Raw genomic sequence first — 13026 nt, forward strand, 5'->3', positions numbered from 1 at the left:
CAAGCCGTACCGGGCGGTTTTTGCCCGAATCGGAGGCATAATGCTGTCTGAAGGCATTTCAGACGGCATTTTTCGCGGGGAGATGCTACAATTTGCACCATTTTTACCGACACAGGGAAACAGGATTATGTTTACAGGCATTGTTCAAGGATTGGGAAAACTGACGGCAATCCACCGCCCGTCGGAGGCATTTCAGACTTATGTCGTCGAGCTTCCGCAAGAGGCGGCGGACAATCTGCAACGCGGCGCATCGGTCGCCAACAACGGCTGCTGCCTGACGATTACCGAAATCGAAGGAAACCGCGTCAGTTTCGATTTAATGGCGGAAACTTTGGCAAAAACCAATTTAGGGCTGCTGAAGGAAGGCGATTGCGTCAACATCGAACGGGCGGCGCGTTTCGGAGACGAAATCGGCGGACACGTCATGAGCGGACACATTATGGCAACCGTGCCTATTGTCGAAATCGAACGGGACGGGTACAACCGCACGGTTTGGTTTTCGCTCCCGCACGAACTCAAACCCTATATCCTGACCAAAGGGTTCGTCGGCTTGGACGGTTGCAGCCTGACCATAGGCAAAGTCGAAGACAGCCGTTTCAATGTCCATTTGATTCCCGAAACTTTGGAACGGACGCTGTTCGGCAGCAGAAAGGTCGGCGACAGAATCAACATCGAAATCGATCCGAATACGCAGGCAATCGTCGATACCGTCGAACGGCTGATGGCGCAAAGATATGCAAAGTGAGGTAGAGATGGAATTGAACGAATTTCTCGATAAAGCCTATGCCGTTTTGCGGCGTTTGGATGCCGTGCTTCCGCCCGAACCCGGGCATACGGATTGGAACGCGCTTGCCTTCCGCTGGCAGAGTGCGGGCAAAAAAGGTTTTTTGGAACACTTGCCCGATCCGCACACCTTCCCCTTGGCAAGGCTGGCGGGAGTTGGCAGGCAAACCGAATTGCTGGTGCGTAATACCGAACAATTCATTGCCGGCAGACCCGCGAATAACGTATTGATGAGCGGCGCGCGCGGAACAGGCAAATCCTCGCTGGTCAAAGCCCTGCTGCACGAATATGCGGATAAGGGATTGCGCCTGATCGAAGTCGATAAAAGCGATTTAATCGGCCTGCCTTACCTGTTGACGCTTTTGAAAGAACGTCCGGAAAAATTTATCGTATTTTGCGACGATTTGTCGTTTGAAAGCGGCGATGAAACCTATAAGGCATTGAAAACCGCGTTAGACGGCGGTCTGTCTCAACGTTGCGCCAACGTTTTGGTTTACGCGACTTCCAACAGACGGCACCTGATGCCCGAATATTTTGACGAGAATGCCGGTACGACGGGGATGCGGGGGGAAATCCATCAGAAAGAAGCGGTGGAAGAAAAAATATCCCTGTCCGACCGATTCGGATTGTGGCTCAGTTTTTATCCGTTCGATCAAAACGATTATCTGGCGGCGGTGCAAAATTGGCTGGAAGATTTCGGCGTGCCGTATGATGAAACCGCACAGATGGCGGCATTGCAGTGGGCGCAGACGCGGGGCAGCCGTTCGGGACGTTCCGCGTGGCAGTTTGCCTGCGACTGGGCGGGCAGGCTGCCGAAACAACGGGCGTTGTGAGCGTTTCGGGGATTATTTGAGGCAGGAAGAAAGCCACATTTGCTGCTGTTGCGGTGTGAGGATATGGAAGAACCGGTGTTGGATTTCCAATTCGTCCACCGCAAAATCCATACCGGACAAATAGCGGCTTTCGACATAATCGCGCGCCTCGTTCCGATTAAAAACATCCGAGGAAATGATTTCGACGACAGACCGACGGCGGCTGTGTTCGGAATGCATAACCTTCAAACGCGCCCTGTCGCCCGCCATTTTGAAGGCGGCGCGGATTTTACGCAGTTCATTGTGCTGACCCTGTGTCAGTCCGAGCCGGCGTATGTCGCAGTTCGGTTGAAAATCGTTCAGGGGGATATAAGCCGTGGCGGCGTGGGAAAGCTGGCAGGAAAGCAAAGCCATACTTAAAAAAGAGGCGGCAGGTTTGGCAAAACGGCAGGGAGCAGGCAGTGGCACGGCTTTTCCTCTTGTTGGAAATTTTAGGAAATATACTAGATTGACGTGTGAAAGATGGTATTATCGCGGTTAACTTTTGTTAATAATGCGTACGTATGTCCGGCAGGCAGACATAACGGCGGAATCGGAACGTATAGTGGATTAACAAAAACCAGTACAGCGTTGCCTCGCCTTAGCTCAAAGAGAACGATTCTCTAAGGTGCTGAAGCACCAAGTGAATCGGTTCCGTACTATCTGTACTGTCTGCGGCTTCGTCGCCTTGTCCTGATTTTTGTTAATCCACTATAAAAGGATATTGAAGGAAAAAAACATGACTACTTACCGTATCGCACCCAGCATTTTATCGGCAGATTTTGCACGGCTTGGCGAAGAGGTGGAAAGCGTCATTGCGGCAGATGCAGATCTGATCCATTTTGACGTGATGGACAACCATTATGTGCCGAACCTGACCTTCGGGCCTATGGTTTGCGCGGCGTTGAAGCCTTATGCAAGCGTGCCGATCGATGTGCATCTGATGGTCGAACCCGTGGATGACCTGATTCAGTCGTTTGCCAAAGCAGGAGCATCAATCATCACGTTCCATCCCGAAGCGAGCCGCCATATTGACCGCAGCTTGAGCCTGATTCGGGACATGGGCTGTCAGGCGGGGCTGGTGTTGAATCCGGCAACGCCCGTATATCTGTTGGAAAACGTATTGGACAGGCTGGATATGGTTTTGCTGATGTCGGTAAACCCCGGGTTCGGCGGTCAGAGCTTCATTCCGTATACTTTGGAAAAAATCAGACAGGTTCGTGCCATGCTTGACCGCTATGAAGAGAAAAGCGGCAGACGTATTGCCATTGAAGTGGACGGCGGCATCAAAACCGACAATATCGCCGCCGCCGCCCAAGCCGGCGCGGATACCTTTGTTGCCGGTTCTGCGATTTTCAGCAAACCAGACTATAAGGCGGTGATTGATGCGATGAGGGCGGAACTGGAAAAAAGCGGCAGGCTGAACCTTGCGCCAATGATTGAAATAGAAATGCCGTCTGAAAATTAGCTCTGTTTCAGACGGCATTGCGTTATTTTTCGACGGGCAGCCCGAAATGCAGGTAGGCGCGTTCGGTCGCCATCCTGCCGCGCGGGGTGCGTTGCAGGAAGCCTTGTTGGATGAGATAGGGTTCGATAACGTCTTCGATGGTGTCTGTTGATTCGCCGATGGCGGCGGCAACATTGTCCAAACCGACCGGGCCGCCGCCGAATTTGTGCAAAACGGCTTCGAGGAATTTCCTGTCCATCACGTCCAGCCCCTGCACGTCCACGTCCAGCATACTTAAAGCGGCATCGGCGATGCCGCCGTCGATTGTGCCGTTGTTTTTCACGTCGGCGAAATCGCGCACGCGGCGCAACAGGCGGTTGGCGATGCGCGGCGTACCGCGGCTGCGTTTGGCGATTTCTTCCGCGCCTTCTTCGGACATATCGAGTTGCAGGAGTTGTGCCGAACGGCTGACGATGGTGGCAAGGTCGCGGTTTTCGTAAAACTCGAGGCGGGAGACGATGCCGAAGCGGTCGCGCAACGGATTGGTCAGCATACCGGCGCGGGTGGTCGCGCCGACAAGCGTGAAGGGCGGCAGGTCGATTTTAACGGAACGGGCGGCGGGCCCTTCGCCTATCATAATGTCGAGCCGGTAGTCTTCAAGCGCGGGGTAGAGGATTTCTTCGACAACAGGGCTGAGGCGGTGGATTTCGTCGATAAACAATACGTCGTGCGGATCAAGGTTGGTCAAAAGGGCGGCGAGGTCGCCGGCGCGTTCGAGGACGGGGCCGCTGGTTTGGCGCAAATTTACGCCCAATTCTTTGGCGATGATGTGCGCCAGTGTGGTTTTACCCAGCCCGGGCGGACCGAAAAGCAAGACGTGGTCGAGTGCTTCGCCGCGCTTTTTGGCGGCTTGGATGAAAATGGCGAGCTGTTCTTTGGCTTTATGCTGCCCGATATAGTCGTCCAGCGTTTTGGGGCGGAGGGCGCGTTCGAGCAGTTCTTCCTGTGCGGAGGCGGTTTGGGCGGCAACAATGCGTTGCGGTTGAGCGGCAGTCAGGTTGTCGGTTTGCAGCATAGTGTTCCCTTTGTCGGGTATGCCGTCTGAACGGTCGGCGGCGTTTCAGACGGCATTGAAAAGATAACGGTCAAAAGCGTTTTACCCGCGCGTTTCGCGCCAAACGAGATAGTCGCGCAGGGGCGGCATAGGCGGGTTGATGCAGTGTGGGCAGATGCCTGTGGTGTCTTCGTCGTCGCTGTCGATGTGATAGGCGTTGGGGTCGAAGCGGACTTGCTGCATCACCGCCTGCGCCAACGCCTGCGCCTGAACAACGTCGAAATTGAATTTTTCGAGGATTTCGTTCAATAGGCGGATTTCGCCACCGCTAAATTCCGCACTGTGTTTGAGGATGAGGCGTTGATAATCTTCGTTGTTGATTTTAGGCAATAAATCGGTTTTCAGGGTCATGATTTTATGTCGGGGGCGGAATGGCTGAAGCGTGAATTATAGCGGATATGGCGGCGGCTGTTGCAAAGCTTGGATTGGGTATCGTCCTCAAAACTTTATAGTGGATTAACAAAAACCAGTACAGCGTTGCCTCGCCTTGCCGTACTATCTGTACTGTCTGCGGCTTCGTCGCCTTGTCCTGATTTTTGTTAATCCACTATAAAAGTGGCTGCATTGGACGTTTTAATGTTTTTCTGTTTTGTCTTGCGCCGCTCGAAACGCTTTTTGCAATGGGGCGATTTGTGCCAGCCGCGCCCGGTCGATTTGTTCGGCGATAAGGTGCGCTTTTCCCTGCGAGCGGCATTCGGCGGCGATTTTGCCCGAATCCGCCTGATTGGCGGCTTCGAGTAAGGCGAGCCAGTGCGCGCGTTGCGGGTAGGGCGTGTGTTCGCGGTTCAGACGGCCTTGCGTGTCGGCAATGCAGACGTTCAATGCCGTCTGAAAGCGTTCGGGTCGTCTGAAAGCGTCGGTTTTTTTCAATACGTTCAGAATGGTTTGGCTTTTAAGCTGTCCGACTTGGTGGAAAATAATGTGCCAACGGCAAACCAATTCGGCAAGCTCGGCACAATGTTTCGGCGCACGCAGCCTTTGATTGACTTTGCGCACGGGTTCGACACCGGCGAGGTCGTGTCCGTGGTGGCGCGGCAGGATGTCGGACGGTGTTTTGGCTTTGCCCAAGTCGTGCAGCAGGGCGGCATAGCGTTCGGGCAGGCTCAAACCCATATCGGCGGCGCGTTGCAGCGTCATCAGGGTATGGATGCCGCTGTCGATTTCGGGATGGTAGTCGGCGCGTTGCGGCACGCCGAAGAGGGCATTGACTTCGGGCAGCAAGACTTTGAGCGCGCCGCATTCGCGCAACACTTCAATCATTTTGCGCGGATTTTTTTCCATCAAACCTTTCGCAAACTCCTGCCAGACGCGTTCGGCAACCAATGCGTCCGCTTCGCCGTTTTCCACCATCTGCCGCATCAGCTTTATGGTTTCTTCGGCGATTTCAAACTTGTAACGCGCGGCAAAGCGGGCAGTACGCAGGATGCGGACGGGGTCTTCGGCAAAGGCTGGGGAAACGTGGCGCAAAATGCCTGCCGCCAAATCCCGTTGTCCGCCGAAAGGGTCGATAATCTTGCCGTCCGCATCTTGCGCCATCGCGTTGATGGTCAGGTCGCGGCGCATCAAATCCTGCTCCAGCGTAACGTCTTTGTCGGCGTGGAAACTGAAACCGACGTAACCTTTGGCGGTTTTGCGCTCGGTGCGGGCGAGGGCGTATTCTTCGTGTGTTTCGGGATGGAGAAACACGGGAAAGTCTTTGCCGACTGGCTGGAAGCCTTGCGCCAGCATGGTTTGTGCGTCTGCGCCGACGACCACCCAATCGCGGTCTTTGACGGGCAAGCCCAAAAGATAATCGCGGACGGCACCGCCGACGAGATAAGTCTGCATATGCTTCCTATTTTAAAGTTATCAACAATGCCGTCTGAAGCCGCTTCAGACGGCATTGTTCCAACCGGCGGTTATGCTACGCCTTTTTTCTCGAGATAGCTTTCGTAATCGCCCAAGTAGTGTTCATATCCGCCTTTGCCGTCCAATTCAATGATTTGGGTAGCCAGGGAAGAAACGAACTGACGGTCGTGGGAGACGAAAATCAGCGTGCCGTTGTATTTTTCCAGCGCCATGTTCAAGGATTCGATGCTTTCCATGTCCATGTGGTTGGTCGGTTCATCCATGACTAAGACATTGGGTTTCAACAGCAACAGTTTGCCGTAAAGCATACGGCCTTTTTCACCACCGGAGAGAACCTTCACTTTTTTCACGACATCGTTACTGCCGAAGAGCAAACGCCCCAAAGTGCCGCGGATGACTTGTTCGTCGTCGCCGTCCTGCCCCCATTGGCGCATCCATTCGCTCAAATCCATATCGACATCGAAGTCGTTTTCGTGATCTTGCGGATAGTAGCCGACGCTGGCTTTTTCCGCCCATTTGATGCTGCCTTCGTCCGGCAGCAGACCGTCTGAATATTCGGGGTTGTACGCGCCGGCCAAGAGTTTCAGCAGGGTGGATTTGCCCGCGCCGTTCGGGCCGATGATGGCGAGGCGTTGTCCCGCTTCAAGGATAAAGTTCAGGTTTTTAAACAACTGGGTTTCAAAGCGTTTCGCCAGTTTTTCAACTTCCACAGCCTGACGGTGCAGCTTGGCTTTTTCATCGGCTTCAAAACGGATATACGGGTTTTGACGGGTAGAGGGTTTGACCTCGACCATCTCCGATTTGATTTTGTCTGCCTGTTTCAGACGGCTGGTTGCCTGACGGGCTTTGGATTTGTTGGCACTGAACCGCGCCACAAATTCTTGCAATTCCTGCAATTTTTCCTTCGCCTTGGCATTGTCTTTCAGGGCGCGTTCGCGCGATTGGGCGGAGGCGAGCATATAGTCGTCGTAGTTGCCCGGATAGATGGTGATGGTGTTGTAATCCAAATCTGCCATATGCGTGCAGACTTCGTTCAAGAAGTGGCGGTCGTGCGAGATGATAATCATCGTGGAGTCGTACTGGTTCAACACGCCTTCCAACCAACGGATGGTATTAATGTCCAAGTTATTGGTCGGTTCGTCCAAGAGCAATACATCCGGCTTGGAGAACAGGGCTTGCGCCAGCAATACGCGCAGTTTGAAGCCCGGGGCAACTTCTGCCATGGTTGCATTGTGCAAATCTTCGGAAATGCCCACGCCGCTCAACAACTCGGCGGCACGCGCTTCGGCGGTGTAGCCGTCGTATTCGGCGAACTTGGCTTCCAGTTCTGCGGCTTTCATGTAGTCGTCTTCGGTGGCTTCGGGATTGGCGTAAATCGCATCACGTTCGGTCATCGCCGCCCACATTTCGGTGTGACCCATCATTACCACGTCCAGCACGCGCATATCTTCGTAGGCAAACTGGTCTTGGCGCAATTTACCCAAACGCACGCCGTTTTCAATCGCCACTTCGCCGGCTGTCTGTTCCAAATCGCCGCCGAGGATTTTCATGAAGGTGGATTTGCCTGAGCCGTTCGCGCCGATCAAACCGTAGCGGTTGCCTTCGCCGAATTTAACGGATACGTTTTCAAACAGCGGCTTCGCGCCGAACTGCATGGTGATGCCGTTGGTAGAAATCATGATTGGTAAAGCCTTTATTGAACAAGAGATTAAATTTTTCGAATTTTCGGATTGTAACATAACCGCCCCGCCGTCTGAAACAGACGGGCAAATTTTCAGACACTTATAGTAAAATATCCGTTTTATTATTTCAGACAAAAGGTTTCCAAATGATAATCCTTCACGGCATCCCAAATTGCGATACGGTCAAAAAAGCCAAAAACCGGCTTGCCGGATACGGCTTGGAGTTTGAATTTCGGGATTTTAAAAAACAGAGGCCGTCTGAAGCGGAAATTTGCTCGTGGCTGGAACAAGTGCCTTTGGCAACCCTGCTCAACAAACGCGGGACAAGCTGGCGCAAACTCGATGCCGAAACACAGCAAAAAGTGCTGTCCTCGACGGCGGAGGCCGTCAAACTGATGTCCGAAATGCCGAGCCTGATCAAGCGTCCCGTATTGGAGTGCGGCGGCAAGGTTTACGCCAGCTTCAGCGAAGAAACCTACGACGGCATCTTCAACCGGCAAGCCCCGTGCAGACAGGGATAAAAACCGTTACAATACCCGACTTGAATTTCCCATTCTATATCCCGATTTAAAATATGTTCCATTCCATCGAAAAATACAGAACGCCCGCCCAAGTCCTTTTGGGCCTGATTGCATTAACCTTCGTCGGCTTCGGGGTCAGCACGGTATCCCATCCGGGTGCCGACTACATCGTCCAAGTGGGCGACGAAAAAATCAGCGACCACTCCATCAACAACGCCATACAGAACGAACAGGCGGACGGCGGCGGCCCTTCGCGCGACGCGGTGTTCCAATCCCTGCTACAACGCGCCTACCTGAAACAGGGCGCGAAGCTGATGGGCATTTCGGTTTCTTCCGAACAAATCAAGCAGATTATCGTGGACGATCCCAATTTCCACGACGCAAACGGCAAATTCGACCACGCGCTTTTAAACCGCTACCTTTCCCAACGCCATATGTCTGAAGACCAGTTTGTCGAAGAAATCCGCGATCAGTTTGCCTTGCAGAATTTGGTAAACCTCGTCCAAAACGGCGTATTGGTCGGCGACGCGCAGGCGGAACAGCTGATCAGGCTGACGCAGGTCAACCGCACCATCCGTTCGCACACTTTCAACCCCGACGAGTTCATCGCCCAAGTCAAAGTGTCTGAAGCCGATTTGCAGAAATTTTATAATGCGAACAAAAAAGACTATCTGCTGCCGCAGGCGGTCAAATTAGAATATGTCGCCTTGAATCTGAAGGATTTTGCAGACAAACAGACCGTCAGTGAAACGGAAGTGAAAAATGCGTTTGAAGAGCGCGTGGCGCGTTTGCCGACAAATGAAGCCAAACCTTCTTTCGAGCAGGAAAAAGCCGCCGTCGAAAACGAATTGAAAATGAAAAAGGCGGTTGCCGACTTCAATAAGGCAAAAGAAAAGCTGGGCGATGACGCGTTCAACCATCCTTCCTCGCTTGCCGAAGCCGCCAAAAACAGCGGTTTGAAAGTCGAAACCCAAGAAACTTGGCTGAGTAGGCAGGACGCGCAAATGTCCGGCATGCCCGAAAACCTAATCAATGCCGTATTCAGCGACGACGTATTGAAGAAAAAACACAATTCCGAAGTGCTGACCATCAACAGCGAAACCGCGTGGGTCGTCCGCGCCAAAGAAGTCCGCGAAGAGAAAACCCTGCCGTTTGCCGAAGCCAAAGACGCGGTACGTCAGGCTTATATCCGTACCGAAGCCGCCAAACTTGCCGAAAACAAGGCAAAAGACGTGCTTACCCAACTGAACGGCGGCAAGGCTGTTGACGTGAAATGGTCGGAAGTGTCCGTTTTGGGCGCACAGCAGGCAAGGCAGTCCATGCCGCCCGAGGCTTATGCGGAACTGCTGAAAGCAAAACCGGCAAACGGCAAACCCGCCTACGTCAGGCTGATCGGTCTGCCGGCACCCGTGATTGTCGAAGTACAGGCTGTAACCCCGCCGGATGATATCGCCGCACAGCTTCCGCTTGCAAAACAGGCTTTGGCGCAACAGCAGTCTGCCAATACTTTCGACTTGTTGATACGTTATTTCAACGGCAAAATCAAACAGACCAAAGGAGCGCAATCGGTCGACAACGGCGACGGTCAGTAATTGACACTTTTGTTGACAAAATAACGGTCGGAATATTCCGGCCGTTTTCCCATACGGCGGAATATGATGAGCCACAAAAAACAAGATGCCTTCCAAGGATTGATCGACGCGCTGAAGGTTTTACCCAACGTTGGGCCGAAATCGGCACAGCGGATAGCGTATCATTTGCTCCAACACAAGCGCAAAGAGGCTGAAAAACTGGTGGATGCCTTGCAGACGGCATTGAAGCAGGTTTACCATTGCGCGATGTGCAACACGTTTTGCGAAGGCGGATTGTGCGATATTTGTGCCGATGAAACACGCGACGGGCGGCGGCTGATGGTGGTGCATATGCCTGCCGACGTGTCGAATATGGAAGCGGCAAACTGCCACGACGGGCTGTATTTCGTCCTGATGGGGCAAATCAATACGGCATTGGGAATGGACGTATCCGCCATCGCATTGGACAGGCTGGCGCAACGGCTGGGCGGCGGGGAAGTCGAAGAAATCATTATTGCAACCGCTTTTACCGCAGAAGGCAATGCGACGGCGTATGTCCTGTCCGAGTTTTTTAAAAACCTGCCTTACAAAGTCAGCAGGCTGTCGCAGGGCATCCCCTTGGGCGGCGAATTGGAATATGTCGATGCGGGAACGCTGGCGCAGGCGGTGTACGAACGCCGCCTGATTAAAGAAGGCGGGGCATAACGCCGCCAATGCAAAATGCCGTCTGAAGCCTTCAGACGGCATTTTTCCGGGCGGTTTACTTGCAGTTTAGCCCTTGAATCTGCAATGCGCCTCCGTTGCCGACTTTGAACACGCACTGCGTCGCGCTGCTGCCGGACACGGTAATGCTGCCGCTGCCGCCGTTCAGGCTGATAGGTTCCTTAACACCCATACCGACTGCCGTTGCCGCCAGCTTTTGCGCGTCGGCTTCGGAATAAGGCGTGTTGTTGGCATCGATTTTGATTTCTTTGGCGTAGGCAGCCGCAGCGGCGGATAAGGCGATGGCGCACAAAGCAAAAGCAGTTCGGATATTCATTGTTTTCCTCAAGAAACGGTTTTTCTGAAGGAAAGGATAGGGCAGTTTGACGCGTTGTGCAAGTTTTCCGCCCGCTCTGCCGCCCCGTCCCCCGCACTCGGGCGTTCGGACGCTGCCTGGGTTTTACGGTACAATAAACTTTTGCCGCCGCCCCAAACCGCCGTCCGGGGCGGCACGTTTGCAGACATTTTTAAGGTAGCGTTATGTTTTCTCTAGAGGCTTGGATAGGCTTGAGGTATCTCAGGGCGAAAAAGCGCAACGGCTTTATGTCGTTTATCACGATGGTTTCGATTGCCGGAATCGCCTTGGGCGTAACCGCGCTGATTGTCGTCTTGTCGGTTATGAACGGCTTTCAGAAAGAAATACGCGGGCAGCTCCTGAATGTCGCGCCGCACGCCGAAATCGGCTATATCGACAATACGGATACGGATTGGCGCAACCTGCTTCGGTTTACCGAAAACCGCAAAGGTATTTTGGCTGCCGCGCCCTATGTTTCCAATCAGGCATTGCTGGCCAATGCGGGCGAAATCAGGGGCGTGCAGATGCGCGGCATTTTGCCGTCTGAAGAGCGCAAAGTGGTGGAATACGGCGACAAAATGCCGGCAGGCAAATTTGAAGACCTGATTCCGGGCGAGTTTGACATTATCCTCGGTGTCGGCTTGGCGGAGGCTTTGGGGGCGGAAGTCGGCAATAAAGTTACCGTCATCACGCCGGAGGGCAATGTTACGCCCGCCGGAGTCGTACCGAGGTTGAAACAGTTTACCGTGGTCGGTCTGGTTAAAACGGGTGTTTACGAGGTTGACAACTCATTGGCGATGACGCATATCCAAGACGCGCGCGTACTGTACCGCTTGGATAAGGAAGTTGCGGGGCTGCGGCTGAAACTCGCCGACCCGCAAAACGCCCCCGCCTTGACGGCAAAGCTGATTCCGGAGGCGCAAAGGGATACGGTTTGGGTGCGCGATTGGACGTTCAGCAATCGAAGCTATTTTGAGGCGGTCGAGTTGGAAAAACGGATGATGTTCATCATCCTGACGCTGATTATCGCCGTGGCGGCGTTCAACCTTGTCTCTTCCTTGGTGATGGCGGTTACGGAAAAGCAGGCGGACATTGCGATTTTGCGGACTTTGGGTCTTTCCCCTGGCGGCGTGATGAAGATTTTTATGGTGCAGGGCGCGTTTTCAGGCTTTTTCGGCACGCTGGCGGGTGTGGTCTGCGGCGTGCTTTTGGGTTGGAACGTCGGCAGGGTCGTGGCATTTTTTGAAAACCTGCTCGGTGTCCACCTTATCAATTCGCAGGTTTATTTTATCGACTACCTGCCCAGCGATGTCGATATGGGCGACGTTGCCCTGATTGCCTGCATTTCTTTGGGACTGTCTTTCGTTGCCACGCTCTACCCGAGCCGGCGCGCGTCAAAAACCCAACCGGCGGAGGCTTTGCGTTATGAGTGAGTTGATTTTGAAATGCGAAGGCGTGGGCAAACGCTATCGGGACGGCGGTTTGGACGTTCGGGTGCTGCACGGCTTGGATTTGGAAATCCGCGCGGGGGAAAGCACCGGCATCATCGGTTCTTCGGGCAGCGGAAAATCGACGCTGCTGCATATTCTAGGCGGGCTGGATATGCCGTCTGAAGGCAGGGTGCTGCTGATGGGCGAGGATTTGCGTACCTTAAACCAGCGGCGTTTGGGCGATTTGCGCAACCGCCATCTCGGTTTCGTGTACCAGTTCCACCATCTTCTGCCTGAATTTTCGGCACTGGAAAACGTGATGATGCCGCTTCTGATCGGCAAAAAAAGCCGTGAAGAGGCAGCAGAAACGGCAATGGCGATGCTGGAAAAGGTCGGACTGAAACACCGTTCGACGCACCGCGCGGGCGAACTTTCAGGCGGTGAGCGGCAGCGTGCCGCCATTGCACGCGCCTTGGTTACGCAACCCAAATGCCTGCTTGCCGACGAACCGACCGGCAATCTCGATCGTGCGAACGCCAGGAATGTTTTGGATATGATGCTGGAACTGAAAACAGAATTGGGAACGGGGCTTGTGGTCGTAACGCACGACGACGAACTCGCCGGCCGCTTCGGGCGCGTGATGGTCATGAAAGACGGCAACCTGCACCCCAAACAGGGCGCAAACGCCTAAACAGCCGAAACAACACCGCGCCGTCTGAAGC

Annotated in this window: 14 protein-coding genes; 8 read left to right on the top strand and 6 right to left on the bottom strand. The window is 53.8% G+C overall.

Going from position 1 to position 13026, the window contains the following annotated elements; genetic code table 11:
• Positions 1–127 precede the first annotated feature (127 nt).
• Positions 128–745 (top strand): riboflavin synthase, encoded by a 618-nt coding sequence (locus IUJ45_RS00720; RefSeq protein ID WP_002234904.1) that lies wholly within the window; start codon positions 128–130, stop codon positions 743–745.
• Positions 746–752: 7 nt separating this feature from the next.
• Positions 753–1616 (top strand): ATP-binding protein, encoded by an 864-nt coding sequence (locus IUJ45_RS00725; protein WP_002232492.1) that lies wholly within the window; start codon positions 753–755, stop codon positions 1614–1616.
• Positions 1617–1628: 12 nt separating this feature from the next.
• Here IUJ45_RS00725 and IUJ45_RS00730 read toward each other — a convergent pair whose 3' ends face one another.
• Positions 1629–2063 (bottom strand): Spy/CpxP family protein refolding chaperone, encoded by a 435-nt coding sequence (locus IUJ45_RS00730; protein WP_002229506.1) that lies wholly within the window; start codon positions 2061–2063, stop codon positions 1629–1631.
• Between the two features lie 310 nt (positions 2064–2373).
• On the opposite strand from IUJ45_RS00730, the gene rpe reads away from it, so the two are divergent.
• The gene (gene rpe / locus IUJ45_RS00735; RefSeq protein ID WP_082308602.1) at positions 2374–3102 is read left to right on the top strand and encodes a ribulose-phosphate 3-epimerase; all 729 of its coding nucleotides are present in this window, start codon (positions 2374–2376) and stop codon (positions 3100–3102) included.
• A gap of 22 nt (positions 3103–3124) precedes the next feature.
• On the opposite strand, the gene ruvB is transcribed toward rpe, so the two are convergent.
• From ruvB to IUJ45_RS00755, 4 genes are all read right to left on the bottom strand, one after another.
• Positions 3125–4156 (bottom strand): Holliday junction branch migration DNA helicase RuvB, encoded by a 1032-nt coding sequence (gene ruvB, locus IUJ45_RS00740; RefSeq protein ID WP_002235823.1) that lies wholly within the window; start codon positions 4154–4156, stop codon positions 3125–3127.
• Positions 4157–4237: 81 nt separating this feature from the next.
• On the bottom strand, positions 4238–4546 hold the full coding sequence (locus IUJ45_RS00745) for a hypothetical protein (RefSeq protein ID WP_002232489.1): 309 nt from the start codon (positions 4544–4546) through the stop codon (positions 4238–4240).
• A gap of 222 nt (positions 4547–4768) precedes the next feature.
• A complete protein-coding gene (locus tag IUJ45_RS00750) occupies positions 4769–6022 on the bottom strand; it encodes a multifunctional CCA addition/repair protein (protein ID WP_002232488.1) in 1254 nt (417 codons plus the stop codon).
• Positions 6023–6093: 71 nt separating this feature from the next.
• Positions 6094–7722, bottom strand: a complete 1629-nt coding sequence (locus IUJ45_RS00755) for an ABC-F family ATPase (protein ID WP_002237008.1) — start codon at positions 7720–7722, stop codon at positions 6094–6096.
• Between the two features lie 149 nt (positions 7723–7871).
• Between IUJ45_RS00755 and IUJ45_RS00760 the strand changes: the two genes are divergently transcribed.
• From IUJ45_RS00760 to recR, 3 genes are all read left to right on the top strand, one after another.
• Positions 7872–8246, top strand: coding sequence for an arsenate reductase (locus IUJ45_RS00760; protein ID WP_002237007.1), 375 nt, complete (start codon positions 7872–7874; stop codon positions 8244–8246).
• A 53-nt stretch (positions 8247–8299) separates the two neighbouring features.
• Positions 8300–9838: a SurA N-terminal domain-containing protein gene (locus IUJ45_RS00765; protein WP_002241585.1), complete on the top strand. Its 1539-nt coding sequence runs from the start codon at positions 8300–8302 to the stop codon at positions 9836–9838.
• Positions 9839–9904: 66 nt separating this feature from the next.
• Positions 9905–10522, top strand: a complete 618-nt coding sequence (recR, locus tag IUJ45_RS00770; RefSeq protein ID WP_002217147.1) for a recombination mediator RecR — start codon at positions 9905–9907, stop codon at positions 10520–10522.
• Between the two features lie 55 nt (positions 10523–10577).
• On the opposite strand, the gene IUJ45_RS00775 is transcribed toward recR, so the two are convergent.
• A complete protein-coding gene (locus tag IUJ45_RS00775; protein ID WP_002213502.1) occupies positions 10578–10856 on the bottom strand; it encodes a hypothetical protein in 279 nt (92 codons plus the stop codon).
• A 203-nt stretch (positions 10857–11059) separates the two neighbouring features.
• On the opposite strand from IUJ45_RS00775, the gene IUJ45_RS00780 reads away from it, so the two are divergent.
• Together IUJ45_RS00780 and lolD are read left to right on the top strand one after the other, a co-directional pair.
• Complete coding sequence (locus IUJ45_RS00780) at positions 11060–12307, top strand: lipoprotein-releasing ABC transporter permease subunit (protein WP_002217148.1); 1248 nt, start codon at positions 11060–11062, stop codon at positions 12305–12307.
• Complete coding sequence (gene lolD, locus IUJ45_RS00785) at positions 12300–12995, top strand: lipoprotein-releasing ABC transporter ATP-binding protein LolD (protein ID WP_002217149.1); 696 nt, start codon at positions 12300–12302, stop codon at positions 12993–12995. The genes IUJ45_RS00780 and lolD overlap by 8 nt, the downstream gene beginning before the upstream one ends.
• The last annotated feature ends 31 nt before the right edge of the window (positions 12996–13026 follow it).

It is taken from the genome of Neisseria meningitidis, assembly GCF_022869645.1.
GTDB lineage: Bacteria > Pseudomonadota > Gammaproteobacteria > Burkholderiales > Neisseriaceae > Neisseria > Neisseria meningitidis.

Bases quoted from the DNA above. Each gene is read 5' to 3' on its own strand.
- rpe (WP_082308602.1), top strand. From the start codon at position 2,374: ATGACTACTTACCGTATCGCACCCAGCATTTTATCGGCAGATTTTGCA.
- ruvB (WP_002235823.1), bottom strand. From the start codon at position 4,156: ATGCTGCAAACCGACAACCTGACTGCCGCTCAACCGCAACGCATTGTT.
- IUJ45_RS00725 (WP_002232492.1), top strand. From the start codon at position 753: ATGGAATTGAACGAATTTCTCGATAAAGCCTATGCCGTTTTGCGGCGT.
- IUJ45_RS00775 (WP_002213502.1), bottom strand. From the start codon at position 10,856: ATGAATATCCGAACTGCTTTTGCTTTGTGCGCCATCGCCTTATCCGCC.
- recR (WP_002217147.1), top strand. From the start codon at position 9,905: ATGAGCCACAAAAAACAAGATGCCTTCCAAGGATTGATCGACGCGCTG.
- IUJ45_RS00780 (WP_002217148.1), top strand. From the start codon at position 11,060: ATGTTTTCTCTAGAGGCTTGGATAGGCTTGAGGTATCTCAGGGCGAAA.
- IUJ45_RS00760 (WP_002237007.1), top strand. From the start codon at position 7,872: ATGATAATCCTTCACGGCATCCCAAATTGCGATACGGTCAAAAAAGCC.
- IUJ45_RS00755 (WP_002237008.1), bottom strand. From the start codon at position 7,722: ATGATTTCTACCAACGGCATCACCATGCAGTTCGGCGCGAAGCCGCTG.
- IUJ45_RS00745 (WP_002232489.1), bottom strand. From the start codon at position 4,546: ATGACCCTGAAAACCGATTTATTGCCTAAAATCAACAACGAAGATTAT.
- lolD (WP_002217149.1), top strand. From the start codon at position 12,300: ATGAGTGAGTTGATTTTGAAATGCGAAGGCGTGGGCAAACGCTATCGG.
- IUJ45_RS00750 (WP_002232488.1), bottom strand. From the start codon at position 6,022: ATGCAGACTTATCTCGTCGGCGGTGCCGTCCGCGATTATCTTTTGGGC.
- IUJ45_RS00720 (WP_002234904.1), top strand. From the start codon at position 128: ATGTTTACAGGCATTGTTCAAGGATTGGGAAAACTGACGGCAATCCAC.
- IUJ45_RS00765 (WP_002241585.1), top strand. From the start codon at position 8,300: ATGTTCCATTCCATCGAAAAATACAGAACGCCCGCCCAAGTCCTTTTG.